This window comes from Dietzia sp. PP-33, assembly GCF_033790845.1.
GTDB lineage: Bacteria > Actinomycetota > Actinomycetes > Mycobacteriales > Mycobacteriaceae > Dietzia.
Window position 1 is genome coordinate 55,698 of record NZ_JAMYEI010000006.1, and the last position, 26,996, is coordinate 82,693.

General features: G+C 70.4%; 32 protein-coding genes and 1 riboswitch. Of the genes, 17 read left to right on the forward strand and 15 right to left on the reverse strand.

Features of this window, described 5'->3' with window-relative positions; all coding sequences use genetic code 11:
- Positions 1–16: 16 nt before the first annotated feature.
- The 5 genes from NJE57_RS11555 to NJE57_RS11575 form a co-directional block, all read right to left on the reverse strand.
- On the reverse strand, positions 17–775 hold the full coding sequence (locus tag NJE57_RS11555; RefSeq protein ID WP_319028575.1) for a (2Fe-2S)-binding protein: 759 nt from the start codon (positions 773–775) through the stop codon (positions 17–19).
- Positions 768–1,550, reverse strand: coding sequence for an ABC transporter ATP-binding protein (locus tag NJE57_RS11560; protein WP_319028576.1), 783 nt, complete (start codon positions 1,548–1,550; stop codon positions 768–770). Before NJE57_RS11560 ends, NJE57_RS11555 begins: the two co-directional genes overlap by 8 nt.
- Complete coding sequence (locus tag NJE57_RS11565) at positions 1,547–2,671, reverse strand: FecCD family ABC transporter permease (RefSeq protein WP_413464405.1); 1,125 nt, start codon at positions 2,669–2,671, stop codon at positions 1,547–1,549. Before NJE57_RS11565 ends, NJE57_RS11560 begins: the two co-directional genes overlap by 4 nt.
- Position 2,672: 1 nt before the next feature.
- Complete coding sequence (locus NJE57_RS11570; RefSeq protein WP_319028577.1) at positions 2,673–3,677, reverse strand: ABC transporter substrate-binding protein; 1,005 nt, start codon at positions 3,675–3,677, stop codon at positions 2,673–2,675.
- A gap of 117 nt (positions 3,678–3,794) precedes the next feature.
- A riboswitch (cobalamin riboswitch) is annotated at positions 3,795–3,930 on the reverse strand.
- 88 nt (positions 3,931–4,018) lie between these two features.
- The gene (locus NJE57_RS11575; protein ID WP_319028578.1) at positions 4,019–4,300 is read right to left on the reverse strand and encodes an Lrp/AsnC ligand binding domain-containing protein; all 282 of its coding nucleotides are present in this window, start codon (positions 4,298–4,300) and stop codon (positions 4,019–4,021) included.
- 37 nt (positions 4,301–4,337) lie between these two features.
- Between NJE57_RS11575 and NJE57_RS11580 the strand changes: the two genes are divergently transcribed.
- On the forward strand, positions 4,338–5,027 hold the full coding sequence (locus NJE57_RS11580) for an AIM24 family protein (protein ID WP_319028579.1): 690 nt from the start codon (positions 4,338–4,340) through the stop codon (positions 5,025–5,027).
- Positions 5,028–5,049: 22 nt separating this feature from the next.
- Here the strand turns inward: NJE57_RS11580 and NJE57_RS11585 are convergent, their stop codons facing one another.
- Positions 5,050–5,424 carry a nuclear transport factor 2 family protein gene (locus tag NJE57_RS11585; RefSeq protein ID WP_319028580.1) on the reverse strand — a complete coding sequence of 125 codons (375 nt, stop codon included), beginning with the start codon at positions 5,422–5,424 and terminating at the stop codon, positions 5,050–5,052.
- 178 nt (positions 5,425–5,602) lie between these two features.
- On the opposite strand from NJE57_RS11585, the gene NJE57_RS11590 reads away from it, so the two are divergent.
- Positions 5,603–7,036 (forward strand): sugar porter family MFS transporter, encoded by a 1,434-nt coding sequence (locus tag NJE57_RS11590; protein ID WP_319028581.1) that lies wholly within the window; start codon positions 5,603–5,605, stop codon positions 7,034–7,036.
- Positions 7,037–7,102: 66 nt separating this feature from the next.
- Here the strand turns inward: NJE57_RS11590 and NJE57_RS11595 are convergent, their stop codons facing one another.
- On the reverse strand, positions 7,103–7,621 hold the full coding sequence (locus NJE57_RS11595) for a CGNR zinc finger domain-containing protein (RefSeq protein ID WP_319028582.1): 519 nt from the start codon (positions 7,619–7,621) through the stop codon (positions 7,103–7,105).
- Positions 7,622–7,647: 26 nt separating this feature from the next.
- Here NJE57_RS11595 and NJE57_RS11600 point away from each other — a divergent pair, with 26 nt between their 5' ends.
- Positions 7,648–8,316 (forward strand): LysE family translocator, encoded by a 669-nt coding sequence (locus tag NJE57_RS11600; RefSeq protein ID WP_319028583.1) that lies wholly within the window; start codon positions 7,648–7,650, stop codon positions 8,314–8,316.
- A 32-nt stretch (positions 8,317–8,348) separates the two neighbouring features.
- Here NJE57_RS11600 and NJE57_RS11605 read toward each other — a convergent pair whose 3' ends face one another.
- Positions 8,349–8,945 (reverse strand): GyrI-like domain-containing protein, encoded by a 597-nt coding sequence (locus tag NJE57_RS11605; protein ID WP_319028584.1) that lies wholly within the window; start codon positions 8,943–8,945, stop codon positions 8,349–8,351.
- Positions 8,946–9,101: 156 nt separating this feature from the next.
- Between NJE57_RS11605 and NJE57_RS11610 the strand changes: the two genes are divergently transcribed.
- The 4 genes from NJE57_RS11610 (at position 9,102) to NJE57_RS11625 (ending at position 11,255) form a co-directional block, all read left to right on the forward strand.
- Complete coding sequence (locus NJE57_RS11610) at positions 9,102–9,284, forward strand: hypothetical protein (protein ID WP_319028586.1); 183 nt, start codon at positions 9,102–9,104, stop codon at positions 9,282–9,284.
- Complete coding sequence (locus tag NJE57_RS11615) at positions 9,281–10,123, forward strand: hydrolase (RefSeq protein WP_319028587.1); 843 nt, start codon at positions 9,281–9,283, stop codon at positions 10,121–10,123. The genes NJE57_RS11610 and NJE57_RS11615 overlap by 4 nt, the downstream gene beginning before the upstream one ends.
- Before the next feature lie 80 nt (positions 10,124–10,203).
- Positions 10,204–10,656 (forward strand): hypothetical protein, encoded by a 453-nt coding sequence (locus NJE57_RS11620; RefSeq protein ID WP_319028588.1) that lies wholly within the window; start codon positions 10,204–10,206, stop codon positions 10,654–10,656.
- Entirely contained in the window at positions 10,653–11,255 is a 603-nt protein-coding gene (locus tag NJE57_RS11625) for a hypothetical protein (protein WP_319028589.1), read from the forward strand. Before NJE57_RS11620 ends, NJE57_RS11625 begins: the two co-directional genes overlap by 4 nt.
- Before the next feature lie 25 nt (positions 11,256–11,280).
- On the opposite strand, the gene NJE57_RS11630 is transcribed toward NJE57_RS11625, so the two are convergent.
- Positions 11,281–12,189: an SDR family NAD(P)-dependent oxidoreductase gene (locus tag NJE57_RS11630; RefSeq protein WP_319028590.1), complete on the reverse strand. Its 909-nt coding sequence runs from the start codon at positions 12,187–12,189 to the stop codon at positions 11,281–11,283.
- 109 nt (positions 12,190–12,298) lie between these two features.
- On the opposite strand from NJE57_RS11630, the gene NJE57_RS11635 reads away from it, so the two are divergent.
- The 3 genes from NJE57_RS11635 (at position 12,299) to NJE57_RS11645 (ending at position 15,524) form a co-directional block, all read left to right on the forward strand.
- Positions 12,299–13,519: a lipase family protein gene (locus NJE57_RS11635; protein WP_319028591.1), complete on the forward strand. Its 1,221-nt coding sequence runs from the start codon at positions 12,299–12,301 to the stop codon at positions 13,517–13,519.
- A 262-nt stretch (positions 13,520–13,781) separates the two neighbouring features.
- Positions 13,782–14,651 (forward strand): alpha/beta fold hydrolase, encoded by an 870-nt coding sequence (locus tag NJE57_RS11640; protein WP_319028592.1) that lies wholly within the window; start codon positions 13,782–13,784, stop codon positions 14,649–14,651.
- A gap of 18 nt (positions 14,652–14,669) precedes the next feature.
- The gene (locus NJE57_RS11645; protein ID WP_319028593.1) at positions 14,670–15,524 is read left to right on the forward strand and encodes a hypothetical protein; all 855 of its coding nucleotides are present in this window, start codon (positions 14,670–14,672) and stop codon (positions 15,522–15,524) included.
- Between the two features lie 29 nt (positions 15,525–15,553).
- On the opposite strand, the gene NJE57_RS11650 is transcribed toward NJE57_RS11645, so the two are convergent.
- The gene (locus NJE57_RS11650) at positions 15,554–16,276 is read right to left on the reverse strand and encodes a hypothetical protein (protein WP_319028594.1); all 723 of its coding nucleotides are present in this window, start codon (positions 16,274–16,276) and stop codon (positions 15,554–15,556) included.
- Between the two features lie 389 nt (positions 16,277–16,665).
- Here NJE57_RS11650 and NJE57_RS11655 point away from each other — a divergent pair, with 389 nt between their 5' ends.
- Positions 16,666–18,084 (forward strand): lipase family protein, encoded by a 1,419-nt coding sequence (locus NJE57_RS11655; RefSeq protein ID WP_319028595.1) that lies wholly within the window; start codon positions 16,666–16,668, stop codon positions 18,082–18,084.
- A gap of 49 nt (positions 18,085–18,133) precedes the next feature.
- Here the strand turns inward: NJE57_RS11655 and NJE57_RS11660 are convergent, their stop codons facing one another.
- Positions 18,134–18,568 (reverse strand): nuclear transport factor 2 family protein, encoded by a 435-nt coding sequence (locus tag NJE57_RS11660; RefSeq protein WP_319028596.1) that lies wholly within the window; start codon positions 18,566–18,568, stop codon positions 18,134–18,136.
- A gap of 24 nt (positions 18,569–18,592) precedes the next feature.
- On the opposite strand from NJE57_RS11660, the gene NJE57_RS11665 reads away from it, so the two are divergent.
- The 3 genes from NJE57_RS11665 to NJE57_RS11675 are packed head-to-tail and all read left to right on the forward strand — an operon-like array spanning position 18,593 to position 20,405.
- Complete coding sequence (locus NJE57_RS11665; RefSeq protein WP_319028597.1) at positions 18,593–19,123, forward strand: nuclear transport factor 2 family protein; 531 nt, start codon at positions 18,593–18,595, stop codon at positions 19,121–19,123.
- A complete protein-coding gene (locus tag NJE57_RS11670; protein ID WP_319028598.1) occupies positions 19,120–20,016 on the forward strand; it encodes an SDR family NAD(P)-dependent oxidoreductase in 897 nt (298 codons plus the stop codon). The genes NJE57_RS11665 and NJE57_RS11670 overlap by 4 nt, the downstream gene beginning before the upstream one ends.
- Positions 20,017–20,018: 2 nt before the next feature.
- On the forward strand, positions 20,019–20,405 hold the full coding sequence (locus NJE57_RS11675) for a hypothetical protein (RefSeq protein ID WP_319028599.1): 387 nt from the start codon (positions 20,019–20,021) through the stop codon (positions 20,403–20,405).
- 132 nt (positions 20,406–20,537) lie between these two features.
- On the opposite strand, the gene NJE57_RS11680 is transcribed toward NJE57_RS11675, so the two are convergent.
- Together NJE57_RS11680 and NJE57_RS11685 are read right to left on the reverse strand one after the other, a co-directional pair.
- Complete coding sequence (locus NJE57_RS11680) at positions 20,538–23,507, reverse strand: leucine--tRNA ligase (RefSeq protein ID WP_319028806.1); 2,970 nt, start codon at positions 23,505–23,507, stop codon at positions 20,538–20,540.
- Positions 23,508–23,691: 184 nt separating this feature from the next.
- Complete coding sequence (locus tag NJE57_RS11685; RefSeq protein ID WP_319028600.1) at positions 23,692–24,189, reverse strand: DoxX family protein; 498 nt, start codon at positions 24,187–24,189, stop codon at positions 23,692–23,694.
- Between the two features lie 97 nt (positions 24,190–24,286).
- On the opposite strand from NJE57_RS11685, the gene NJE57_RS11690 reads away from it, so the two are divergent.
- From NJE57_RS11690 to NJE57_RS11700, 3 genes are all read left to right on the forward strand, one after another.
- Positions 24,287–24,814 carry a MarR family winged helix-turn-helix transcriptional regulator gene (locus tag NJE57_RS11690; RefSeq protein WP_319028601.1) on the forward strand — a complete coding sequence of 176 codons (528 nt, stop codon included), beginning with the start codon at positions 24,287–24,289 and terminating at the stop codon, positions 24,812–24,814.
- A complete protein-coding gene (locus tag NJE57_RS11695) occupies positions 24,811–25,335 on the forward strand; it encodes an SdpI family protein (protein ID WP_319028602.1) in 525 nt (174 codons plus the stop codon). Before NJE57_RS11690 ends, NJE57_RS11695 begins: the two co-directional genes overlap by 4 nt.
- Before the next feature lie 146 nt (positions 25,336–25,481).
- Positions 25,482–26,060 carry a hemerythrin domain-containing protein gene (locus NJE57_RS11700; RefSeq protein ID WP_319028603.1) on the forward strand — a complete coding sequence of 193 codons (579 nt, stop codon included), beginning with the start codon at positions 25,482–25,484 and terminating at the stop codon, positions 26,058–26,060.
- Between the two features lie 176 nt (positions 26,061–26,236).
- Here the strand turns inward: NJE57_RS11700 and NJE57_RS11705 are convergent, their stop codons facing one another.
- Together NJE57_RS11705 and NJE57_RS11710 are read right to left on the reverse strand one after the other, a co-directional pair.
- The gene (locus NJE57_RS11705; protein ID WP_319028604.1) at positions 26,237–26,608 is read right to left on the reverse strand and encodes a DUF202 domain-containing protein; all 372 of its coding nucleotides are present in this window, start codon (positions 26,606–26,608) and stop codon (positions 26,237–26,239) included.
- A complete protein-coding gene (locus NJE57_RS11710; RefSeq protein WP_319028606.1) occupies positions 26,605–26,988 on the reverse strand; it encodes a YidH family protein in 384 nt (127 codons plus the stop codon). The genes NJE57_RS11705 and NJE57_RS11710 overlap by 4 nt, the downstream gene beginning before the upstream one ends.
- Between the last annotated feature and the right edge of the window lie 8 nt (positions 26,989–26,996).

Sequence of the window (26,996 nt, forward strand, 5' to 3'; positions counted from 1 at the left end):
GCGCGGGCGCTTCGGATCAGGTGCGGCGCAGGAGCCCGGCGTGCCGGTCGGCGGGGGTGCGCCGCGGGCAGCTCACGCACTTGTCCCCGGAGGTCGCGGCGTAGATCAGACAGCAGGAGCCGCGGCGCACGAACCGCCGGGTGGCGCGGGGCCCCTCAACGTCGGTGTAGCGCGCCGGTAGCAACGGCGGTCGCGAGACCGCGCGGGCCAGCTCACAGCCACGCCCGGTGTCACCGAAGGCACGACCCGCGTCCAGCGCCCGGCCCGCGATCGAGTCCGAGGCGATCGCCCACAACGCACGCGGTGCCGCACCGGAGACGCCGGCGAGCGGGGAGATCACCGCCTCGTGGGCCCGGCCCAGAACTCGCGAGAACGAGCTCACCGACGTCACGAGCCGGTCCGAGCGCGCGGCCCGGAGATACCCGTTCGCCTGCAGGGACACGGTGAGACACTCCGGCCGGGGATCGGGCGCGACCCCCTCGGCGAGCAACATCGCCAGCGGGGCGGCGACCAGGGTGGAGCTGGCCGAATACCACCACAGGGTCGCGTTGACCCGCGGATCGTCGTGTACCCACCGACGTCCGGTGTCCGCGACGCGCTCCGCGAGCCACCCGGGGTCCGTCAGCAGGGTCCCGGGCAGGACCTCGGAGCCGTGCTCGATGGTGCGGGCGAACTCGCCGAGCGGTGCCGCGATGCCCGCGTACACGGCGGCGACGGGACCCGGGGGGTGCATCACCTCGTCGTCGTCGCCGACCCCGGTGGACTTCTCAGGCATCGGCGAGCCCCCAGACGTCAAGGGTCCGGCCCCCGGCCGGCCCCGGTCGCACCTGCCCGCGGACCCCGAACACCTCGGCCAGCAGCCCGGGGGCCAGAACGTCCTCCGGCGCACCGGTCGCCACGACCCTGCCCTGGTGCAGGACCGCCATCGCGTCGCAGTACTCGGTGGCCATCCGCAGGTCGTGGAGGGTCAGCAGCACGGCCAGGCCGCCGGCCGCCAGTTCCCGCAGCAGCATCAGGACGGACAACTGCTGGTGCAGGTCGAGGTGGTTGGTGGGCTCGTCCAGCAGCAGCACCTCGGGTTGCTGGGCCAGTGCCCGCGCGATGGACACGCGTTGCCGTTCACCCCCGGACAGCGCCAGGACGTCGCGCTCCGCCAGGCTCGTCAGACCGACCCTCGCGAGAACGGAGTCCACCACCTCGGCGTCGTCCGGGGCGAGCGGCTCGAACAGTCCGCGGGTGACGGTCCGTCCCAGGCGCACCGATTCGCGGACCGTGACCCCGCCCAACGAGACCGGTTCCTGCGTGCTCACGCCCACCGCGCGGGCCAGGGTCCGCCTGCGCAGTGAGGTGATGTCCCGGCCGTCGAGACTCACCATTCCCGCCGTGACCGGCAGCGCCCGATAGCAGGTCCGCAGCAGGGTCGTCTTGCCGCTGCCGTTGGGGCCCACGAGAGCGGTGACCCGGCCGGGCGCGATGGTCAGCCCCACCCCGTCCAGGACCTGTCGGCCCCCCAGGTGAGCCGAGACGTCGGAGGCGGTCAGCGAGCTCATCGGGCCGCCTTCCCGTAGCGCCGCCACAGCATGATGAGGAACACCGGTCCGCCCACGATGCCGGTGACCACCCCCACCGGGAGCTCGGCGCCCTCGCTCACGGACCGGGCGGCGATGTCGGCCAGTACCAGGGCCACCGCGCCGAGTACCGCGGCCGTGGGGAGCAGCCGCGCGGACGTGCGACCCGTGATGTACCCCGCCAGATGCGGGATGAGCAGACCGATGAACCCGATGGTCCCGGACACCGCCACCGCACCCGCCGTGAGCGCCGAGACCAGCAACAGCATGAGGATGCGGAACCGCGGGACGTTCATACCCATCGCCGTGGCACCGTCGTCGCCGGTCAGCAGCAGGTCCAGGTGGCGGCCGGACACCATCACGACGGTCCCGGCAACGGCGAGGATGGTGACCGGGGCGAGCAGCATGGTCCACCCCGCGTCACCGAACCCGCCGGCGAGCCAGCGCATGACGGTGCCCAGTTGGTGGTCGTCGCCCAGCACCAGCAACGTGAAGGTGTTGAGTGCCGAGAACACCATCGTCAGGGCCGCACCCACCAGCACGATGGCGGTGGTGTCGTGCGCGCGTCGCGCCACCAGGATGACCCCGGCGAGCGGCAGGAGGGCACCGAGGAAGGCGGCCATCGGGAGGGTGAACACGCCCCACACCCCGGCACCCACGCCCAGGACGGTGAGCAGGACGACACCGAAGCCGGCCCCGGACGACACCCCCAACAGGTACGGGTCGGCCAGGGGGTTGCGCGTCACCGCCTGGGCGACGCCACCGGCCACCGCGAGGGATGCGCCCACCGCGGCCGCCATCAGGGCGCGCGGGAGCCGGGACTCGATCACGATCGCCTCGCGCGCGTCCGACCACCACGGCGTGAACGACCCCGGGGCCAGACGGTGGGCGACGATCGCCCAGACGTCCCCCAGGGGGATCGACACCGACCCCAGCGAGACCCCCGCCGCCACCGAGAGGGCGAGGAGCGCCAGCAGCGGCATGAGGATGACGCCCAGCGGCCGCCTGACGTGGCGCCGGGCCGGGGGGCGGGGCCGGGCCGGTGGACCGTGTGGCGCGTCGTCGCGCACCCGACGGGAACCGTCGTGGACGACCGTCGCCATGTCAGCCCCCGAACGCGGCGGGGTAGAGCTCGCGGGCGATGGTCTCGACCGAGGTCGCCATCCGGGAACTCTCGAAGAAGTCGGCGAGGGGCACCACCACGATGCGGTCCTGCCTGATCGCCGGTGTGGTGGACATGATGGGCTGGTTGCGCAGGTAGGCGATCTTGTCCTCGGCACTGGTGGCGCCGTAGTCGAGCACCACGATCGCCTCGGGCCGGCGTTCGCCGAGGATCTCCCACGTCGTCTTGAGGTAGGGGCGCTCGCCCTCGGTGAAGATGTTGTCCGCTCCGGCGTACTCGCCGATCAGCTGGCCGATGCCGACGCCACCGATCGTCATCGGTTCCGCCTCGCCGCTGTCGTAGAAGAACGTGGGCGTCCCCGGGATGCCGGCCTCGTCCAGCGTGGCACGGACCGCCTCGATCTGGTCGACGATCCCGTCGGTGAGCGCCCGGGCACCGTCCTCCAGGTCGAGGACGCGACCGAGTTGCGAGAAGTCCGTCTCGAGCATGCTGACGTCGGGGAAGCCCTCGCCGCAGTACTCGGAGAACAGGAAGGTGTCGATGCCCGCGGCTTCCAGGGCGTCTCGGCTACGGCCCTCCTTCTCGTCGAACGCGCTGCGCATGCCGGCCACCACCAGATCCGGTTCCAGATCGACGATCTGCTCCCAGGTGGGATACTCCTCGGCCAGCCCGGGTATCGCCTCGAGCTCCTCGGCGACCTCCGGGAGGACGTCCTCACGGTCGTCGTATCCCCGGCCGACGATCCGGTCTCCCGCACCCATCTGGACGAGGGTCTCCGTGACGTGGGCGTTCATGGTGACGATGCGCTGGGGTGGCGCCTCGTAGGTCGTGTCCCGATCACAGTTGCTGATGGTGACCGGTTCGGCGAACGCCTCCCCGGTGGCGGTGCTCTCCTGCGCCTCGCCGCGGGAGCAGCCGGCGGCGAGGACCCCTGTGGCGAGGAGCGCGGCGAGCGCGATGGTGGACCTGGACTGGCGACGGAACATGATCAGACCTCGGATCGTGTCGTGTGCCCGCGAACACACGAGACCCGCAGGTGGGCGACCGTCGACGACGGTCGCCGACCGTGCAGGACTCCGGATCGCAGACCGCGGCGATTGACGTGGAGTCGCGAATCCCCGGGCAGGTAATCGGGCTCGTCGTCACCAGGGTGACGACACACCGTTGCGGGTCAGCGCCGGATTCCCACCGGTCTTCCCCTGCGTTTCCGAGAGTTCAGCTAGTCGTGGTGTCAGTATGCACATCCGTGGCGCAGGCCGTGGCGGCACCTCCCTGGAACACCGGCGCACGGGGGACACCGGGGGCACCCGGGACACCAGGCCGGTGCCTACTCGTCGTACCCCAGGGAGAACGCCGCCTCGAGGTCGTGCTTGGACAGCGCCCGGAACGCGATGTGCGTCTCGGTGTCCACCACGCCCGGCACCTTGTTCAGACGGTCCGAGACGATCTCGGCCACCTCCTCGTTCCGGCGGGCCCGCACCAGCACGATGAGGTCGATGGTGCCGGTGACCGAGTAGACCTCGGAGACCCCGTCGATCTCGGCGATCGACTCGGCGACCTCGGGGATGCGCGCCGTCTCGGCGTGGACAAAGACGATGGCGGTGATCATGGCCTCAGATTAGTGCAGCAGGCGTAGCGTCTGCCTCATGATCCACGGGGACCTCTTCCAGACCGCGCGCGAGACCCAGACCGACCGCCCGTTCGCCCTGCAGAACTCCAAGCTGCTCAAGGTGACGGTCCGCGACCAGACCGTCATGGCCCGCACCGGGTCGATGGTGGCCTACCAGGGACGGATCGGATTCGAGAACGCCGGTAGCGGCGGCATCGGGAAGATGTTCAAGTCCGCCGCGACCGGGGAGGGCGTCCCTCTGATGCGGTGCACCGGGCAGGGCGAGCTGTTCCTGGCCGACCAGGCCTCGGAGATCCAGGTGCTCTACCTGGAGAACGACATGATCTCGGTCAACGGGGCCAGCGTCCTGGCGTTCTCCGAAGGGATCCAGTGGGACATCCACCGCATCGCCGCGAAGAGCGCCCTGATGACGGGCGGTCTGTACAACGTCTCCCTGCGCGGAACCGGGTTCGTGGCAGTGACCAGCAAGGGCCAGCCGGTCGCACTCGACGTGGCCTCCGCGCCGACCTTCGCCGACGCTCAGGCCGTGGTCCTGTGGACGGCCGGGGTGACGATGGACGTGAAGGTCGACACCGGTGGCATCAAGTCCATGATCCGTGGCGGTAGCGGCGAGACGTTCCAGCTGGCGTTCGGCGGCCAGGGCCTCGTGGTGGTGCAGCCGTCGGAGAACGTGCCCCAGGGCGCCGGGAGCCAGAGCGGCTCGTAGGCGGCCCGGGCCAGCCCCGGGGTCAGCGCATGTTCTCCGGGGTCCAGTAGGCGCGCATCGCGCGGACCTTGCCCTGCTCGTCGTGGGTCATGAGGTCCCACACGTTGATCGTCGCCTTGGAGTCGGCGTCGAAGTGGGTGGTGATCTCGAAGTTGAACAGCAGGTCGTCACCGCACACCCTCGCCTCGAGCACCTCGGCGTCGATCTTCAGCGCCACCACGGAGGAGTAGAACTCGCGGATCGCGGCCTTGCCCTCGTGGACGGTGCCGCTCCCGACCGGGTCCTCCACCGTGGCGTTCTCGGCGTAGAGGTCCAGCACGGCCTCGAGGTCGCCGGCGATCAACCCTGCGATGTACGAATCTGCGGTGGCTCGGATCTGCTCGGGGGAGGCGCTCACGGTGGTGGCCCTTTCGGTATGACGACGAGACTTCTCGAGCCTAGAACGTGTTCTCGCTCCGTGGGTCCGTACGCCACAACCGGCGCCGTAGGCGTGTGACTTGCGCCACATTCGTCACGGGCCTACGCTCCCTTCACCAACGGCAGGACGTCCGACCGGTCCGGGAGCGGGGTACGCCATGTCCACACAGAACGTCTCGTCGAAGAGTTCCGACGAGGAGTCCTTCCACACCGGCCGAGTGGTGATCATCTCCCTGGTGGCCGCGCTCGGCGGCTTCCTGTTCGGCTTCGACACCGCGGTCATCAACGGCGCGGTGGACGCCGTCCAGGAGACCTTCGGGATGAGCCCCGGCCTCACCGGGTTCGCCGTCTCCTCGGCGCTGCTCGGCTGCATCGCCGGCGCGTACCTCGCCGGTCGTCTCGCCGACCGCTGGGGGCGCACCCGCGTCATGATCCTGGCTTCGGTGCTGTTCACCATCAGCTCGGTCGGGTCCGGGTTCGCCGTCGGCCCCTGGGACCTCATCCTGTGGCGGGTGATCGGCGGCCTGGGCGTGGGGGCGGCCTCCGTCATAGCGCCCGCGTACATCGCGGAGGTCGCCCCGCCGTCGATCCGCGGCCGACTCGGTTCGCTCCAGCAACTCGCGATCGTCTCCGGCATCTTCGTGGCCCTGCTCTCCGACGCCTGGCTCGCGGGCGTGGCCGGCGGCGCGATCGAGGAACTCTGGCTGGGGGTGCAGGCCTGGCGCTGGATGTTCTGGACCGAGCTGATCCCCGCGGTGACCTACGGCGTCCTGGCGCTCATGATCCCCGAGTCCCCCCGCTACCTGCTCGCCAAGGGACTGGTCGGCGAGGCCAGGAACGTCCTGCGCACCATCCAGTCCGGCGGCATCGACAACCGGATCAAGGAGATCCGGGCGACCGTCCGCGAGGACAGGAAGCGGTCGTGGCGCGACATGCTCACGCCGACCGGCACCAACCTGCTGCCGATCGTGTGGATCGGCATCGTCCTGTCGGTCTTCCAGCAGGCCGTGGGCATCAACGTGATCTTCTACTACTCCACCACGCTGTGGCAGTCGGTCGGCTTCACGGAGGAGAACGCGCTCACCCAGACCGTCATCACCTCGGTCACCAACATCGTGGTGACGATCATCGCCATCGCGCTGATCGACAAGATCGGTCGCCGCAAGCTGCTCATCACGGGGTCGGCGGGCATGACCGTCTCGCTCGCCGTGATGGCCTGGATGTTCAGCACCTCCACCATGGGCACCGGCCCGGACGGCGAACTCGCACCCCAGCTCGGCGACACCCAGGGTCTGATCGCGCTGATCGCGGCCAACGGGTTCGTGGTGTTCTTCGGTATGTCGTGGGGCCCGGCGGTGTGGGTCCTGCTGGGCGAGATGTTCAACAACCGCATCCGGACCGCGGCTCTGGGCCTGGCCGCGGCCGCCCAGTGGTTGGCGAACTTCGCGGTCTCCACCGCCTTCCCGCCGATGGCCGAGTTCAGCCTGACCTTCACCTACGGCTTCTACGCCGTCTCCGCGGCACTCTCGCTGCTGTTCGTGGCCAAGTTCATCCCGGAGACCACCGGCCGCACGCTGGAGAGCATGAAGTAGCTCGGCGCCGGTGCCGCCCGGCCGGCGCCCGCCGCCAGGTCAGCTCGCTGCCCGGCCCACGGGCTGTCAGCGGTGACGGGCGCGGTGGCGGCGGACGGAGTCCCTACTTCCACAACGTGGGGAACAGTATCGTTGAGTGCCGTTACGTGACACGTCCACGATGGCATTCGTGCACGGGGTCGCCGCGCATCGACCGACCCGTGTCATCCCGCGGGTGGTGAGGTGCAAGGCGGTCCCGACACTGAATACAGCCTGCAGGACGCGAGGCAGGTCATCGTCGACGTCGCGGTAGTGCAGGTGCCACCCCTCCCCGTTGTGGTCGGTCAGGCGTGGAAACGCCGAGGCCGCGGCCATCTGGGCATTGAGGACTGCCGCACGCGCGTTGGGCGTGGGCGCATCAACCACCTGAAGCCATGCATCGACGGCTGCACGGCACCGCTCGTGATCACCCGGCTTCTCAGGGAAGGGCATCGTCATCCCGAACTCTCGAGTGCGGGCGACCACGCCGTGGCGCTCGTCGGGCCAGTTGTTGGCCAGTGAGGCCGCGAGCAGGACGGCGTACTCGCCGTAGGGGTTGAGATGCATAAGGGCATTACATCAGGATCACAGCCATGACACTCGTCGACACGTTCTGGCCCGTCTCTCTGGGCGCTGCCTGTGCGATGGCTCTAGCGTCGCTGGGGATGGTTCTCACCCCAGGGCCGAACATGGTGTATCTGACCTCGCGCAGCATCAGCCAGGGACGGCGTGCCGGCCTGGTGTCGTTGGCCGGGACCGGGGTGGGGTTCGGCATCTACATGCTCGTGGCCAACCTCGGGCTCGCAGTCGTGTTCATCGCCGTGCCGTGGTTGTTCATCTGTCTCAAGGCCGGAGGCGTGGTCTATCTCGCGTACTTGGCATGGATGGCACTGCGGCCGGGCGGGCATGGCGTATTCGAGGTGCAGTCCCTGCCGCGCGACAGCGACGCGAGCCTGTTCCGGATGGGATTGCTGACGAACCTGCTCAACCCCAAGACCGCGATCATGTACTTGACTCTGATCCCGCAGTTCATCGATCCGCAACGCGGCCACCAGGTGGCACAGGGACTCACACTGGGGTCGGTTCAGATCTTCGTGAGTCTGATTGTCAACGCCGCCATCGTCTTCTCGGCCGGAGCTATCGCCACGTCCTTGGCACGACGCCCCGGCTGGGCCACATGGCAGCGTCGGATAACCGGAACGCTGCTGGGCTCCGTGGCGCTTCTGCTAGCGCGAGACGTCCCGGCGAAGGCTCACGCATGAACGGCCGCACCCACCCGCACTTTTTTGGCGGGTCAGGCGGCGTCGTCGGGGGTCCGCACCGGGCAGAACAGGTCGGTGCGCAGCGTCGCGGGATCGATGTCCGGCGACGGTTCGGTGACGTACGACTCCCAGAACGGGCTCGACGGCGAGTGGCCCAGGGCGCTGATCTCGGCCATGAACCTCCCCCACGCCTCGCCGAGTCCGTCGTAGGGCCCCACATGGCTGGTCACCGCGACCGCACCGGCCGGTAGTTCGGACGGCACCACGCGCAGCCCCTCCACCTCCCCCGGCTCGTCGCCGAGCTGGACTGTCAGCGGCGCGGCCACCGGGAACCCGATCTCCAGGTCCGCCTCGGGCTCCGGGCTCTCCGCGATGCGGGTGTACAGCGCGAACGCCGCGGCGACCGGCGTCATCCCCGCGGCGAACAGGGCGGGGAACGCCTCACCGAACGCCGAGTCGAAGAACTCGCTGATGGTGGCCATGGGCACGGCCGTCGCGCGGACGACCGCCGTGGGAACCGCGGGCACGGTGAACACGTGGATGCCGTCCAACGGCTCCGGACCGAGGTCCGGGTAACCGGGTGGGGGGCCCTGTGACTGATCCCGGGGCGGGACCGGGGACGACGACATGATGAGACCTCCTCGACTGGCAACGCTGCTACCCAGTCTGCTCGGCGTCACCGGGGCCCGGGAGGTTTTCGCCGTCAGCCACGGGGACGGGGCGTAGACCGCGTGTCGGGGGTCACGACAGATGCGGCCGTCGCGCCGGGCGAGGACACTGGCGGTATGTCCACATTCCGTCTCCGCACGCCCGACCGCACCATCGAGCTGGGCGAGTTCGACAACGCCCAGGAGGCGCTCGAGTACGCCGTCACGCTCCAGCCCGAGGCCGAGCCGGTCAACGGTGATCTCGAGGTCCGGGTGGGAGACGGATGGCACCCGGTGGCCCTGGAGGGGGACATGCCATGACCTCAACGGACACCGTCACCCAGTGCGCCACCTGCGGGGTCGAACACGCCGAGCCGCTGCCACAGGTCTGCGCGATCTGCGCGGACGAACGCCAGTACGTCCCCGCCGGGGGCCAGCGGTGGACCCGGCCCGAGGAGTCGGCGTCGCGGGGCGCGAGCATCGAGTTCACCGAGCGCGAGGTGGACGTGATCAACCTGGTCCACCGGAATTGTCCCGGGATCGGCCAGAAGCCCGCGCTCATCCGCACCGATCACGGAAATGTGCTGGTCGAGGTCCCCAATCACATTAACGACGAGGCCGTGGCAGCCGTCCGCGGGTGGGGCGGGATCTCGGCCATCATCGCCTCCCACCCACACATGTACGGCGTCCAGTCGCTGTGGTCCGCCGCGTTCGACGACGCTCCGGTCTACGTCTCCGCCCCGGACGAGCAGTGCCTGGGCCTGCGCCCGCGCAACACCGTGGTGTGGGGCGGGGGCCACGGGGGTGCGGAGATCGAGCTGGTGCCCGGAGTGCGTGCCTCGCAGCCCGGCGGGCACTTCCCCGGCAGCGCGGTGGTCCACTGGACCGCGCCGGACGGCCGGGGCGTGCTGTTCACCGGCGACACCATCGGCTCCGTCGCCGATCCGGGCTGGGTCACGTTCATGCGGTCGTTCCCCAACTGGATGCCCTTGTCCGGGGCGGTGGTCCGGCGAATCGCCGAGCACGTCTCGCGGTACGACTTCGACCGGATCTACAGCAACTTCGGCGGCTGCGTCCCACACGGCGCCCGAGCGGCCGTCCAGCGGTCGGCCGACCGGTACGCCAAGTGGGTGGACGGCGAGTACGACCACCTCACGTGAGGCGCCGACCTGCACGTCGGGTGCCCGCGCGACGCCGCTCCCGGAGAGCGACGGGCCGGCGCGGCCACTAGCATCGACACGTGGAGATCCACCTGGAGGGCCTGGGCCTGAGTCTGGCCGTCCTCCTCCCCGGTCTGCTGTTGCCGTTGGTCCCGCCACGGGATCCGATACCGCATGTGGTGGCGCCCGGCCCGGTGCGCTGGGCGGAGCGCGCCGGACAGGCGTCGTGTCTGGCGGTTCCGGCGCTGGCCGCGTCGGGCACGGTCGTCTGGTGGTGGGGTGTCCTCGTGTCGGGCGCGCTGGGCGGCTACTACGCGCTGTGGGTCCGGTATCTGGTGACCGGTCGCCGCGCCGCCTCCTTGTACTGGTGGCGGTGCATCCCGGTGCCGATGGCCGTACTGCCGGTGGTGGTGTTCCTCGCGACTGCGGGATGGCTGGACAGTGCGTGGATCGCCGCGGCTGCCGTGGTGCTCGCGGTGGGGCACATCCCCGTGTCCTGGACGACCGCCCGGGCCGTGAGGGAGTCGGTGTGAGCGAGGCGCAGGTGGCGTTGTGGTGGCTGCCGGTCGGTGCAGGTGGACACGTAGTGATTCACACCAGCCGCTGGTGGGAGCTGTATCGGGCGCGTCGAGAGGGTCGCCCCCGGCGTCCGTTGTTCCACGCCGCGTTGGAGGTCTTCACCGGGCAGGGCCGTCATGTCATCGAGATGGCGCCGGCCTGGGGACGATCTGCCGGGTCGGGCGGGGTCGTGGCCACCGGACCGGTCGGCCTGGACTGGCTGGGGCGATCGCGCCTGTTCCGCTACGAGGTCCGCTGTCTGCGGGACGGCGAGATCCCCGACCGCGCGTGGGCACCCACACCACCGACCCTGCTTTCTCTCGCAGCTCCCGAGGCGGATGCGCTACTGCGGCGCGTCGCCTCGGTCCCGTGCCACACCTGGGGGCGCGATGCGGTGGGTGTCGGCGAGATGTGGAACTCGAACTCGCTGGTGTCCTGGCTCCTACAGACGTCGGGGATCGACGCGTCGGCGCTCGTCCCCCCGGACCACGGGTCAGCGCCCGGGTGGGCGGCCGGCATCGAGGCCGCGCGGCCCGCACACCCGGGCGCACCGATGGAGCCGGACGAGGGCTGAGGGGCCGCCCCCGGGCGGGCTCCCGTCAGGCGCCGGCGGTCTCGGCCTCCGCGAACTCCCACAGGCGATCCGCGACCGCCGGATCCGAGGCCTCGGCACTGCGGCCGATCAGCGTGGGCATCCCCCGCAGGTTCCGGAAGGCGTCGGGCCCGACGTAGCTACACGGCGGCAGCGGGCGGGTCGCGGCGAACATCGTGGTCAGCGCCGCCTGGGACGCGGGTTGGGCGAACACCGAGCAGACGCCGGTGATCATCTTGTCCACCACGGCGTTCCCACTGGCGTTCGAGATCCCGGTGGCCGCCCACCCGGGGTGCGTCAGCTGCACGTCCACCCCTGCCACCGCGGCCTCGGCCCGGCCGTCCCGCAGTCGCTGGTCCAGTGCGAGGCCCCACAACATGTCGCCGAGCTTGGACTGCGCGTAGGCCGACGCGGGAGTCCAGCGCCGCCGGCGGCCGTGGGCATTCCGGAAGTGCGGATCGTCGAAGTCGAAGGTCGCGGCCTTGTGGGCGTTGGAACCGACGATCACCACGCGACGCCGCACACTCCCCAGGAGGAGGTTGGTCAGCAGGAACGGGCCGAGCACGTTGACACCGAGCAGTAACTCGGATCCGTCCGCGGTCTCCTGGCGACGCGTCGTGATGGCCCCGGCGTTGTTGACCAGAACGTCGATCGGCTCGGGGTCCCCGCTCCGGAGCTCGTCCGCCGCGGTTCGCACACTGTCCAGCGACGACAGGTCCAGTTCCACCACCCGCGACGGGCCGGGCAGCGCCGCAGCCACCTCGCACCCCCGGACCGTGTCCCGCACGGCGAGGACGACCCGGGCGCCGCGGTCCGAGGCCGCGCGCGCGGTCTCCAGGCCGACTCCGCTGGTCGCGCCGGTGATGAGCCAGGTCTGGCCGGTCAGATCCGGGATCTCGATAGTCTTCTGAGCCACGGGCCACAGGTTACGTGCCGACCTCGGGACGGCCGACACTTCTGACGGGACGAGCGATGAGCAGGCCGATCCGTGGTGGAGCGGACGCACCCGGACCTATCCTCCGGTCATGCGTCCCTCAGCCACCCGCTCCCGCCGCCCGCTGGCCTCGGCGATCGTCGCCTTCGTCGTCGTCCTGGCGGTTGTCGTCTCCTCCGCGGTCCTCGCGCCGGCCACCGCCTCGGCCCGGCCGGCGCCGCGGTGGTCAGGCCTCGACACCCGCCAGTGGAACCAGCCGATCCCGGCGCCCGGTGTCACCGCCGCGACCGTCCCGCTCGACCCCGCCCTCTCGCTGCCGGACGCCGGGCGCGCGGTTCGTCAGGCGTACGGGACCATCGACCAGCACGGGCGCACCGCGATCGCCACCTCGGCGGTGTTCCTCCCCCACGGCGCTCCCCCACCGGGCGGCTGGCCGGTGGTGGCGTGGGCGCACGGGACCACGGGGCTGGGCGACGACTGCGCGCCGTCGACCCAGCCGCGTTCCGAGCGGGACGCCGACTACCTGGGCCACTGGCTGCGCCAGGGTTACGCCGTGGTGGCGGCCGACTACGTGGGCCTGGGGACGCCAGGCCTGCTCAGCTACCTGAACGGGCAGGTCGCCGCCCACGGGATCGTCGACGCTGTCAGTGCCGCGCGGGCCGACGGGCTCCCGCTCTCCCCGGCGTGGGCTGTGGTGGGTCAGTCGCAGGGTGCGGGCGCCGCGCTCGTCACCGCCACCCGCGCCACCGAGCTCGGCGGGCCCGCGGGCCTGGACTACCGGGGCGTGGTGGCCACCGGTGCCCCGGCCAACATCGAGCAGCTGTTCCAGTGGGGCGGGCCCGGGTTCCCACCGGTGGCGCTGCCCACCGGTCTCAACCTCTACGCGTTCTACATCCTCGCCGGTTTCCGCGACCAGCATCCCGAGCTCGGCGTGGACGCGCTGCTCACCCCTCGGGGCCGTCAGATGGTCGACGCCGCCGAACACCTCTGCTACCAGGACATGCGCGAGGCGGTGGGAGAGTTCCAGGTCTCGCAGGCGCTGATCCGGCCGCTCAAGGACATCCCGGACGTCTACGGTCACCTCCGCCGGTACATGGGCACCCCGGCGGCCGGCTACGACCGACCGGTATTCCTGGGGCAGGGCCTGCTCGACCTGGACGTGCCGGCGCCGTCGGCACTCTCGCTCGCCGCGGAGATGACGCTCAACCGGCAGCCACTCGAACTGCACGTCTACCCCGATCGGGACCACAGCGGGACCGTGTACGCGGCGATCCCGGATGCCACCGCGTTCGCGAGCCGAGTGATGGGGTGACCCGACACCGCCCAACTGGACGCACCGTCAACATCTCGGGGGACGTCGCTCGCGGCAGCACCCTGTCGGAGCCACATCAACGATGTGACGGAACCCACAATCGTTACCTGCTTGTCACCTGAGAAATATCTAGTAACGTTCTGCTCATCGCCGCGCGGGGATGTTCAGGGACTCCCCGCGCGGCTGACTTCTTTTCAGCCAATGCGCACGTATTTCGGTCGAGGCACCGGCCTCTAGAACGTGTTCTAGTAACGTGGCCTCCATGAGCGCCCTCGACTTCGAGTCCACCAGCAAGACCATCACCGCCGGCCGCTTCGAGCTGCACTTCCACGAGGCGGGCGAGCAGAGCCTCGCCGAGCCCGAGAACGCGGTCCCCGTCCTCTTCCTGCACGGCTCGGGCCCGGGCGTCACCGCGTGGTCCAACTTCGCTGGCAACTTCCCGGTCTTCGCCGAGCAGTTCCACACCATCCTGCTGGACATGCCGGGCTTCGGCAAGAGCTCCGACCTCGAGTGGGAGAAGGCCTACCCGCTGATCGCCGCCGAGGCGATCGACGCCTTCTGCGAGGCCAAGGGCTTCGAGAAGGTCGACATCATCGGCAACTCGATGGGCGGCAACGTCGCCTGCGAGACGGCCCTGGCCTACCCGGGTCGCGTCCGCAAGATGGCCCTGATGGGCCCCGGCGGTCTGGCCGCGCCACTGTTCACCCCCGAACCCAGCGAGGGCTCGCGCCGACTGTTCGACTTCCTCGCCAAGCCGTCCGACGAGTCCATGGCGGCCTGGGTCGACACGATGGTCGGCAACAAGAAGGTCGTCTCCGACGAGCTCATCCGGACGCGCACCGAGGCCGCCACCGCGCCGGGCGCCGTCGAGCGGATGTACGCCATCTTCGGCTCGATCCTCAAGCCCGAGAACGCGTACACGCCGCTGTACGCCCGCGCCTCCCAGATCCGCCAGGAGACGCTACTCATCTGGGGCCGCGACGACCGCATGCTGCCCTACGAGCAGGCGCACTTCGCGTTCCGCCAGCTCCCCCGCGCCGAGCTCCACGCCTTCTCGCGCTGTGGCCACTGGGCGATGATCGAGCAGAAGGACAAGTTCGAGCGCCTGGTGATCGACTTCCTGCTCAACTGACCCGCTAGCCTCGGGACCATGAGCGAGACGCCGCAGCCGGAACCGCCCGCCGTGGACCCGCGGACGGGCGAGGACCTGTCCTGGAAGCACACTCCGCTCGCGATAGTCCTGCTCGACCGGCCCGCCCCGGGACACCGCGAGGTCGGCGAGCTGCTAGCCGAGATCTTCGAGGGCGCCTACGAGGTCGACCCGGGCACGGACTCGGACCCCGCGACAGGCGTGTCGATCGAGGACGCCACGGTCATCGTCACCCCGATCGACGGGCCCGTCGCCGACGGCGAGGCGTCCCGGTACACCGCCAACCTGGCCATCTGGAACGGCGGGGAAGCGGTGGTGGACTCACATCGGTCCCAGGTCGTCGTGGCCGCCTTCCGATTCGGCCCGGAGGGGGACGACGGCGAGCCGGGCGAACCCGACTACCTGGACCCCAGGCTCGACACGCTCCGGTGCGAGCTCGCGGTGACCACCGTCGCCGCCGCGCTGACCGCCCTGCCCGGAGCCGTCGCGGTGAGCGTGGGGGGCGCGGCCGCCACCCTGCCGGCCGGCCCCTACCGCGATCTCGTCGCCGGCAACCCGCTCCCGGTGCCCGCGCTCGTGGGCGTGAGAGCGGGCATGCAGACCGAGACCACCTCGTGCGTCTACACCAGTGGGCTCGGCCGGTTCGGGCGCATGGACCTGGAGCGGCTCGACGTGGACGGCCCCCCGGGCGCGGTCTACGGCCAGATGTGCGATTTAGTCGCGTACTCGCTGGGTTCCGGCACCGTGTTCCAGCCCGGTCAGGCCCTCGAGGTGGGCGCGCCGCAGCCCCTGGTCACCAGCGTCGAGACCTCCCCGTTCACCGGACAGCAGGTCCTGCGCCTGACTCCCGGCTGAGAACCGCCCGCACCAGGTGCACCGCCCGGCTAGGGCCGGCGGTTGGTGGTCCGCTCCACCACCAACCGGGTGGTGGCGGCGAGCTGGAACGGCCGGACGACGGGCTCGATGCGACTGGTCAGGCGTTCCTTCTTGAGCTTGGCGATCACGCTGCGCACCAGCTCGGGGAGCGGGTTACCCGAATGGTCGACCAATGGGTAGATGCGGACCTCCGGGGCCACCCTCGCCATCTCCACGATCGCGTCGACGTGATCCTCCTGGCTCATCCGGTCCGCGTAGGTGAAGAGCAGGTGGGAGCACAGCACGAGGTCCGCGGAGTCGGAGGCCAACGGCAGGGCCGGCAGGGCGCCGGCGATATACCGGCCGGGAACCGCGTCGAGGTCGGCGAGCATCAGCTCGGCCGCGGTCCGGCGGACGGACTCGTGGCCGACCACCCCGCCACGGACGTCCCAGTCGTAGTCGAGGTCGCGGGCATGCGAGTGCGCGATGGACCTGTCCAGGTCCGCGAGGACACGCTCCCGCAGCTCGTCGCCACCGAGCGCGTACTGCGGGTCCACGGCGACCGCGTCGCCCCCGTCGGCGCAGATCTCCGCCACCGCGCTCGCCGCGCCACCGGGACAGTCGACGATCCGGCCCGCCAGGTCCGAGGCGTCCAGGTCGAACATGTCGGTGTACTCCCCCAGCGAGCGCGCGCTGACCAGGACGTCCGATTCCGTGAGCGGAAGGTGGATGGTGTGAGGACTTGCGGTCACTCGAATGCTCTCCTCGATCAGGGTGGGCTCGTGTGGTCCGAGCCGCCGGGGTCGTCGTTCTGTCGACCCGTGGTCCGGTGTGGACCGCTCTCCTGCCGATCGGTCGGTCCACCTGCTCCCGGTGGTCCGTGACAGCCGTACTACGTCATGACGGCGGCGCGGAACCCCACGGGGTCGCGTCGCCAACACATGAGTACGTCCATAGGCACGAGATCACGGTAACAGCGGCCACCGACACCGGCTACCGCATTCGGTGCCGGCGAGCCGCCTCCTCCAGCCACGTTCCGTGCGTGACCTGCCCGCCACCGAAACAGACACACGTTGTAGTTTTGTCCGGAGCGGTCCGCCGTCAGAGCCGGTCCCGCAGTACCGACACCACTGGAGAACACGTGAGAACACCGTCATCCGACCGGGCTGCCGCGCGCCGCCTGTCCACCCCCGGCCTGTCCACGATCGCCGGGGCTCTCGCGGTGGGTCTGGTGGTGGCCCTGGCGCCTGCGATCGCGCCCGCCGCGGCCCCGGAGGCCGCCGCGCAGGGTCCGCTCGACCCGGGCTCGTTCGATCCCGGCTCGTCCACCCAGGGTTCGACCAACGCCCCGGACCGGACCGCGTTCTACGCCCCACCGGCGGAACTGCCCGCGGACCCCGGAGCAGTGATCCGCACCGAACCCATGACCATCACGCCGAGCGTGCCGGACCTGGCGGCGGGCGGTGCCCTGCCCGCGGACGCGCAGCGGATCATGTACCGCTCCACCGGCGCGGCGGGCGGCCCGATCGCTGTCACCGGCACCTACCTGCAACCCAAGGCCCCCTGGGCCGGCCCGGGTCCGCGGCCGCTCGCCGTGGTCACCCCGGGAACGCAGGGTCAGGGCGACCAGTGCGCGCCCTCCAAGTCCATGGAGGTCGGGCTCAGCGCCCAGACGGCCCCTCCCTCGCTGGCGGCGGGGTACTCGCTGATCGACGCGTACTCGATGCTCGCCGAGGGCTTCGCCGTCGTCGTCACCGACTACGAGGGGCTGGGCACGCCCGGTCACCACCCCTACGTCAACCGCGACTCCCAGGGCCGCTCGGCCCTCGACGCCGCCCGCGCGGCGCTGCGCCTGCAGGGCACCGACCTCGACCCCGGCTCCCCCACCGTCGTGAGCGGGTACTCCCAGGGCGGCGGCGCGGCCGCCGCTGCCGGCGAGATGCAGCCGGACTACGCACCGGATCTCAATCTGGTCGGGATCGCCGCGGGCGCCCCGCCGTCGGACATGCTCGGCACGCTCGAGCGCGTGGACGGTGGCGTGCTCACCGGTGCCGTCGGATACGCGATCAACGGGATCCTGCAGGTGCACCCCGAACTGCGCGAGGCGTTCGACCGCCAGCTCAACGACGAGGGCCGGCGCATGCTCGAGGTGACCTCGACCCAGTGCGTCGCCGAGACCGCGTTCGCCTACGGCCTGCGTCGTACCACCGAGTTCACCGTGCACGGCAACTCGCTGGCCGACGCCGCCCGGTCCGAGCCCGAGATCCTGCGGGTCCTCGAGAGCTACAACCTCGGCGCGGTGGCGCCAACGGTCCCCGCGCTGGTCCTGATCGGTCGCAACGACGACGTGGTCCCACACAACACCGCGGTCGACCTGGTCCGCGACTGGTGCGCCCGGGGCACCACCGTCGAGTTGCGCACCGCCGAGCTCCCGGCTCTCGCCCCGGGCCTGGTGATCGACCACGCCCTACCGATGCTGTCCGAGGTCTCCACCAACGCGCGCTACCTCATGGACCGCGTGCACGACCGTCCCGCGCCGAACTCCTGCGGCACGGTCTGACACCGGACGATCGAGGGGCCCGCCGGGTGGCGGGCCCCTTCGTCGTCCGTCAGGGCAGGTTGTGGTGGAACGCCTGCTGCTGGGACAGCCGGGCGATCCGCCAGCCCTCACCGGTCCGGACGAACTCGAGCAGGTACCAGAGCCCGTAGAAGAACACCTGCTGGTCCTTCTCCTCCACCGATTTGAGCGCCATCGGGTTGAAACACATGCAGCGCCCGGTCGCGGCGTCGCCGTCCAGGCTCACCTCGAGGTTGCCCATGAGGTGTTGGGTGGCCGCGAAGATCGGCAGCATCTCGGCCAACCACGCCCGCACGGCCGGATAGTCGTCCACCGGGCCGCCCGAGGCCTCGAAACTGACCCGCGCGTCCGGGGTGAACACCCGGTCCAGCCCGTCGAAGTCCTTCGAATCGATGCAGGTCGCGTACCTGGTCATCAGGTCCTGCAGATCCCAGCGATCGGATAGTTCGACCAGTGTTCGCGTCATGGCTCCTAGGCTAACGTTGCCGGTATGGAGTACGAGGTGGAAAGCCGAGCCCGCGACGCGATCGAGCAGTTGAAGTACCGGTACTGGCGGGCCTGCGACGCCAAGGACCCGGAGGGGTTCCGGTCGTGCTTCGTGACCTCCGGTGGCGTGTTGGACTTCGGCCCCCTCGGGCGCACCGACCCGGACACGATGGTGGGCATCTTCCGCCAGATCGCGTTGGCCACGGCCTCCGACGGTGGCCCCCGGATCCTCGACATGCACCACGGCTTCATGCCCTCTATCTCCGTAGAGGACCCAGCCGACGGTGGCCTGCCGCGGCGCGCCACGGGCACCTGGACCCTGCAGTTCCGCCAGGTGGACCGCGAGAAGGGGACCGAGACCGTCTCCACGGGCGAGTACACGGATCGCTACGAGACTCAGGACGGTCACTGGGTGATGGCCGAGTGCCTGTTCACCCCGGGCTGGTCGGTCACCCGCACGCTCGACGACGCGACCGTGACGCACCCCGAGGTCGCCACCGTCCCCGATGCCGCCACTGCGGGGGCGGACTCGTGACCGCACGCGTCGCGCTGGTCACCGGCGGCAGCCGCGGCGTCGGCAGGGGCGTGGCCACCGCGCTCGCCGAGGCGGGCTGGACGGTTTATGTCACCGGCCGCTCGGCCGAGCGGTTGCAGTCCACGGTCGACGCCGCCTCCGACGCCCCCGGCCGGGTGCGCCCCCTCGAGTGCGATCACGCCGATGACGCGCAGATCGTCGCCGTCGTCGCCCGCATCGTCTCCGAGGCGGGACGCCTGGACCTGCTGGTCAACAACGTGTGGACCAACCCCAAGGGCTTCATGGGCTTCAACGGCAAGTTCTGGGAGCGCCCTGCCGCGGACTGGGACGCACTCATGGGGATCGGGCTGCGCGCGCACTACGTGGCCAGTTGCGAGGCCGCCAAGGTGATGGTCCCCCAGGGGTCGGGCCTGATGGTCAACATCTCGTCCTTCGGTTCGCGCGCCCCGTTCCACACCGTCCTGTACGGGATGAGCAAGACCGCCCTGGACAAGATGGCCTCGGACATGGCCCACGAGCTCGCCGGGACGGGGGTGTCCACCCTGTCGCTGTGGCTGGGGCTCATCCGCACCGAGTTGATCCTGTCCCTGGGGATGGACGACTTCAACGGCTTCCCCCTGGACCGCGCCGAGGACCCGACGTTCGTCGGCCGCGTGATCGCCGCGCTGGCCGACGACCCGGCGCTCGGTGAGCTGAGCGGGTCCACCGTGATCACCGCCGAGTACGGCCGGGAGCACGGGGTGAGGAACGACGACGACGAGGTGCCGCTGTCCCACCGGGGCGCCTTCGGCGGGGGTCCGCTCTTCCCGCCGGTGACGGATGAGCAGTTGGGGATCGCCACGGTCGACGAGGTGGCCGCGGCCGGCGGTCACAACGGATTCGCCGGGGAGTAGTCATGTCAGCCAGCGAGTTCAACGACACCGAGGACCCCCTGGAGCGCCTCGAACGTAACGAGCGCCAGGCCAGCCAGGCCATCCGCTTCGTCCTGCTCTCGGCCTCCGCGGTCATCGCACTGGCGGTGGTGATCGTCGCGCTCGGGGGCGGCGGCGGGGAGTGCACGGAGCCCGGAGGCACGTGTCTGACCGCTGACCGGGTCGAGGTGGTGCTCCTGCCGTTGCTGCTGTCGGTGGGCCTGTCCGTGACGGCGGGCGTGAAGACGTACCGCCGGTGGAATCGGCACATCCGGTGGCGGCCGTGGCTGTTCGCCAGCTACGCCATGTGGATGATCACCACCGCGTATCTGATCGGGTCGTCGTCGGCGGTGTTCGTCGAGGTGGGCTGACGGCCCTCACCCCGACCTACGCGTCCTCTTCGCACGCGGTCCGTCTGGTTGCGCGCCCGCACTGGACCATTCCGAGCGCGCAAGCCTCGGAGGTTCTGGCGCGCAAGCCTCGGAGGGGCGGCCCGGCCTACGTCAGGGGACGATGTTGACCATTTTCCCCGGCACCACGATGACCTTCTTGGGAGCCGCGCCACCGAGGTTCTCCTGCACCTTCGCATCCGCCAGGGCCGCGGCCTCGACGTCGGCCGGCGTGGCGTCCGCGGGGACGGTGATGCGCGAGCGCACCTTGCCCTTGATCTGCACCGGGTACTCGACGGAGTCCTCGACCAGGTAGGACGCGTCGTGCTCGGGGAACGGGCCGTGGGCCAGCGACCCGGTGTGCCCGAGCCGCGACCACAGTTCCTCCGCCAGGTGCGGGGCGACGGGGGCCACCATGAGCACCAGCGGCTCGACCACCGAGCGCGGCGCGCCCGGCCCCTCGGTGGGATAGGCCTTGGTCAGGTAGTTGACGTATTCGATGAGTTTGGCGATCGCCGTGTTGTCGCGCAGGCCCGCGAAGTCGTCGCGGACGCCCGCGATGGCCTTGTGCAGGGCCTTGAGCACGTCGTCGTCGGCCTCGCCGTCGGTGACGCGGGCCTCGCCCGTGGTCTCGTCGATCACCACACGCCACAGCCGCTGCAGGAAGCGGTGCGCGCCCACGACGTCCTTGGTGGCCCAGGGCCGGGAGGTGTCGAGCGGCCCCATGGACATCTCGTACACGCGCAGGGTGTCGGCGCCGTAGGCGTCGCAGATCTCGTCGGGGGAGACGGAGTTCTTGAGCGACTTGCCCATCTTCCCGTACTCCTGGAACACCTCGGCGCCGTCCCCGCCGCCGCCCGTCCAGAAGAACTTCCCGTCCCGCTCCTCTACTTCTGCAGCGGGCACGTAGACGCCGCGCGCGTCGGTGTAGGCGTACGCCTGGATGTACCCCTGGTTGAACAGGCGGCGGTAGGGTTCTTCGCTGGTCACATGGCCGAGGTCGAACAGGACCTTGTGCCAGAACCGCGAGTAGAGCAGGTGCAGGACGGCGTGCTCGACTCCACCGACGTAGAGGTCCACCCCACCGGGGTCGCCCTCGCCGTGGATCTCGGGCCGCGGACCGGTCCAGTACCGCTCGTTCTCCAGGGCGCACAGCTCGTCGGGGTTGGTGGGGTCGATGTAGCGCAGCTGGTACCAGCTCGAGCCGGCCCAGTTGGGCATGACGTTGGCGTCGCGGGTGAACGTGCGGGTGCCCAGTCCGTCATTGAGATCCAGCTCGACGGTCATCCACTCGGTGGCCTTGGCCAGGGGCGGGGAGGGCATCGAGTCGGCGTCGTCGGGGTCGAAGGAGACGGGTTTGTAGTCCTCCACCTCCGGCAGCTCCACCGGCAGCAGCTCGTCGGGCAGGGCGTGGGGGACGCCGTCGGAGTCGTAGACCACCGGGAACGGCTCGCCCCAGTAGCGCTGGCGCGCGAACAGCCAGTCGCGCAGCTTGTACTGGACGGTCCCCTCGCCGGCGCCCTCGCCCTCCAGCCAGGCGATGGTCGCGGCCTTGGCCTCGTCCACGCCCATACCGTCGAGCGACAGCCCGCGCTCGTTGACCGAGTTCACGGCCACGCCGTCTCCCGCGTAGGACTCGGCCTGCACGTCCAGCTCGCGCCCGTCGGCCGGAGCCACGACCTGGACGATCGGCAGGCCGAAGGCGGTGGCGAACTCGTGGTCGCGGGAGTCGTGGGCGGGCACGGCCATGATCGCGCCCGTGCCGTACCCCATGAGCACGTAGTCGGCCACGAACACCGGCACCTGCGCGCCGTTGACGGGGTTGACGGCGTAGGCGCCGGTGAAGACCCCGGTCTTCTCCTTGTTCTCTTGACGCTCCAGGTCGGACTTGGTGGCGGCACGGCGGCGGTATTCCAGCACCGCCTCCGCGGGCGAGGAGAACCCGCCGGTCCAGCGCTCGTCGAGCCCATCCGTGCCCACCCCGGCGTCGGCGTCGGCCTCCGGCCAGAACGGCCCGGCCAGCTCGTCGACCAGCGGGTGCTCGGGCGACAGGACCATGTAGGTGGCGCCGAACAGGGTGTCGGGGCGGGTGGTGAACACCTCGATCGCCGTCGAGGCCACGGCGAAGCGCACGCGGGCGCCCTGCGAGCGGCCGATCCAGTTGCGCTGCATGGACTTGACCTTGTCGGTCCAGTCCAGCCGGTCCAGGTCGTCGACCAGCCGGTCGGCGTACTCGGTGATGCGCATCATCCACTGGGAAAGGTTCTTGCGGAAGACGGGGAAGTTGCCGCGCTCGGAGCGCCCCTCGGCGGTGACCTCCTCGTTGGCCAGCACGGTGCCCAGGCCCGGGCACCAGTTGACCTGCGAGTCGGACAGGTACACCAGTCGGTGCGAGTCGAGGATCTTCTCCTGCTCGGCCGCGGTCAGCTCGTCCCAGTCGCGGCCGGCGAACTCTCCGGGCAGGGCGCGGGTGCCGCCCGAGAACTGTTGGCGCAGCTCGGTGATGGGACGGGCGCGGCCGGTGCGCTCGGGGTGCTCCCCGCCGTCGGTGGTGAGGGCGGGGGCGTCCGGGTCGTACCAGGCGCCGTGGATCTGCAGGAAGATCCACTGCGTCCAGCGGTAGAAGTCGGTGTCGGTGGTGGCGACCACGCGGCGGCGGTCGTGACCCAGTCCCAGGCGCCCGAGCTGGCGCTCCATGTTGGCGATGTTGGCCTCGGTGGTCACCCGCGGGTGCTGACCGGTCTGTACGGCGTACTGCTCGGCGGGCAGGCCGAACGCGTCGTAGCCGAGGGTGTGCAGCACGTTGGCGCCGAGCATGCGGTTGTAGCGGGCGAAGACGTCGGTGGCGATGTACCCCAGCGGGTGTCCGACGTGCAGGCCGGCGCCCGAGGGATAGGGGAACATGTCCTGGACGAAGAGCTTGTCGGTGGGCAGGGCCCGGCCGTCCGCGGCGGCGAGCGGCCCGACGGGATTGGGGGCCTCGAACGTCCCGCGCTCGGACCACTCCCGCTGCCAGCGGGACTCGATCCGACCGGCGAGTTCGGCTCCGTAGCGGTGGGCGGGCCCCGTCTGCTCGGACTGCACGGCGGTCTCCGACTGCGTCCGGGTGTCGGTCTCGTCGCTGCTGCTCACGGTTGTCTGCTCTCCCTGATCCTCGCCGGTGCCCACACGCAGGCGTCAGTCAAGCCTAAACCCTGGAGCGGGTGGGGCCACGTCAGCGTGTGGGCACCGTGGGTGACCAGGCCGTGGGTGATCGGGCCGTGGGTGATCAGGCCGTGGTCGTCCGGGTCCGGCTCGTGCGGCGCCCGGCGATCAGGGCGTCCAGGCTGAAGCGACCGGCGCCGACCAGGCCGAAGACCACGACGGACAACGCGATCACGGCGACGAGCTCCCAGCCCCCGTTCGTGGCGAAGATCCCGGCGCCCTGATGGACGAAGAGGTAGGCGCCGAACATGACGACCGCGACGAGGACGGCCACAATCGGCGTGAGCAGACCCAGGACCAGCAGGATCCCGCCGGCCAGTTCGACCACACCCGCGAACACCGCGGCGGCCTGGGCGGCCGGGACGCCGACGGAGTCGAAGAACTCGCCCGTGCCGCCGGCCCCGTTGGTCACGAGCTTCTCCCAGCCGTGGGCGATCAGAATGACACCCAGGAGGACCCGCGCGAGGAGCAGGCCGAGGTCGCGGACGATCCCGGGAACGGGAAACAGCCGGGTCTCGGTCTCCGCGGTACGGGATGAGGGGGCGGTCGTCGTGGTGCTCATGTCAGTAGGTCCTTTCGGGTCGCACATCCGGATGATGCGTCACACATTTCTATCCCTGCACTAGGTGTCGTGTCAACTATGAGCGTAGAGTGGCTCTATGAGCGAACCTGTCCGGACTGAACACGTGAGATGGCTGACCGACGAGGAGAAGGCCCTGTGGCGCGATTACCTCGCCATCCAGGGGCGCCTTCACCTGGCGATCCAGCGCGACCTCAAGGCCTCGACGAGCCTCACGGAGCCCGAGTTCGAGGTCCTCGTCTACCTCAGTGAGGCCGATCGCCCCCTGCGGATGACCGCGCTGGCCGACGTCCTGCAGTGGGAACGCAGCCGCCTGTCGCACCAGGTCACCCGCATGGTCAAGCGTGGCCTGGTGGAGCGGACCAGCTGCCCCACCGACGGCCGCGGGGCGTTCGTCTCGGTCACCGCCGAGGGGATGCGGGAGATCGAGAAGGCCGCGCCCGACCATGTCGCCACCGTGCGCCGGGTGTTCCTGGACCGGCTGAGCGAGCAGGACAAGCGCGAACTGGCCCGCCTACTCGCCCTGGTGGAGGGGTCGGCCGGGGGCTCTCCCGGGGACGGGTCGAATCGGAGTCGCGAGCCCGCGGGCGTATCCTCGGGGGCGTGAACGCAGTGCTTCCGGTAGTCGTGGTGCTCCTCGTGGGGTTCGCCCTCGTGGTCGGGGGCACCGGCCTGCTGGGCGTGCTCGGCCGACTGCCGGGCAACGGCGTCCTGGGCGTCCGCACCCCGGAGACCCGCCGCTCCCCCGAGGCCTGGACGCTCGCCAACCGGGCCGCCGGACCCGGGTTCCTCGGCTCGGGCCTGATGCTCCTGCTCGGCGCGCTCGGCGTGGGGCTGATCGGGGGCTGGGTCGGTGGCCTCGTCGTCGTCGTCGCCCTTCTCGGTTCCCTCGCCCTGCTCAGCGTCGCCGGACTCGCCGGATCCCGCGCCGCGGCGGTCTGGGAGGCCACGCAGGAGGACGACCAGGGTGGGTGCGGTTGCTCCACCGAGGGTGGTTGCGCGGGCCATTCCTCGGGTGATTCCGCCGACGACCCCGCTGATCCGGCCGCCGACTGCGGCGTGACCGGCGGCTGCGGATCGTGCGCACTGCAGGGAATGTGCGAGACGGACGGCACCACCACCCGCTGACCCTCGCGTCACGATCCACCTGACCTCGCGTCCCGATGCGCTGAGCACCTACGTCCTCCCGCGGCCCGGCCGACCGGTGGCCCCGTCCCGTGGATCTGCTTACCGTCTCAAGGTTCATCCGTCTGGATAGCGCGAAGGAGATCGTCATGGCACAGAACCGAACTGCGGACGCCGGCGGGGACGTCGTCGACATCCTCACCGCAGACCACCGCGAGATGATCGGGCTCATCGAGATGATCGAGGAGGCCACCGACCCGAAGGAACGCCGGTCACTCGCCGACTCCGTGATCGCCGAGGTCATGCGCCACTCCGTGGCCGAGGAGCTGTTCGTCTACCCCGAGTACGAGCGCAGCATCCCCGACGGCACCGAGGAGGTGGAGCACGACAAGGAGGAGCACCAGGAGATCGAAGAGGTGATGAAGGAGCTCGAGGGCCTGGACGCCGAGGGCGCGGAGTTCCTCGCCACGGTGAAGCGGTTCAAGGAACTCCTCGACCATCACGCCGACGACGAGGAATCCGACCAGTTCCCGAAGATGCGTGAGCACCTGTCCGCCGAGACCCTGGTCGACATGGGACGGAAGGTTGAGGCCGCCAAGCAGATCGCGCCCACCCGTCCGCACCCCGGCTCGCCCCACTCCGAGCTGTTCCACATGACCCTCGGCCCCGGCGTCGGCATGGTCGACCGACTCCGCGACGCCCTCAGCGGTCGCATCAAGAACACCTGAGGCTGCCCGCTCAGTCCTGCGGACATCCGCTCCCGCGCCTGCGAGTCTCAGCCACAGGCGCCCCCGTCGATTACCTCCCGATCGCGCCGGGGCGCACGGGGGTGTTCATCGACGGGGGCGTATCTGCCCTCGCCCGATGGGCCGAGGCCCGTGGGAGGCGTCACCGGCGCCGGTCCTCAGGACAGGACCCGGACCAGGACGGCGACCAGACCCGACGTCGCCATCACCATCACCATCACCACCAGCCCGATGTTGTATCGCATCTGGGTCTGCTGGACCTCTCCCGCCCGGACGAAGCGACCCACCCGTTGTTCGTGGTGGAGCTGCACCCTGAGCAGCGCCAGGAGCGGGACGACCAGCAGTAGCGAGAAGCCCGCCGCCCACATCCACGAGGTCTCGGCGATGAGCTTGGTCACCAGGATGATGTTGACGGCCACCACGGCCCAGGTCCGGGCCCACGACAGACTCGTGCGCTCGGCCTGCAGACCGGAATCCGGGGGGACCGCCTCCGGACGCACCCCGATCCGCCGCCGCGGGGTGGTGCTCATGCGAAGGTGCCACCGAGGATCGCCACGACGAGCAGGACCGCGCCCGTCGCGATGCCCAGCACCAGCAGGATCGACGCCTGCGGGACGGGCAGCGGCCGGTTGTGGCGCATCGAGGCCTCGATCCGGATCCACCTCCGGAACGACACGATCGCCAGTAGCGCCGCCAGAACCAGGAGCAGGCACGCCAGCGGGGTCCTGACGATCTCCGGGATCTCGTCCCCGGCGAAGGCCTCCATGGCCACCGCGCCGGCCATCAGCCCCAGACTCGTGCGGATCCACGCCAGGAAGGTCCGCTCGTTGGCGAGCGTGAACCGTGGGTCCGGTTCCTCACCGTCACGCAACGACTTCGGCCGCCAACCCTGCCCCACGTGCTCAGTCATACCCCGAG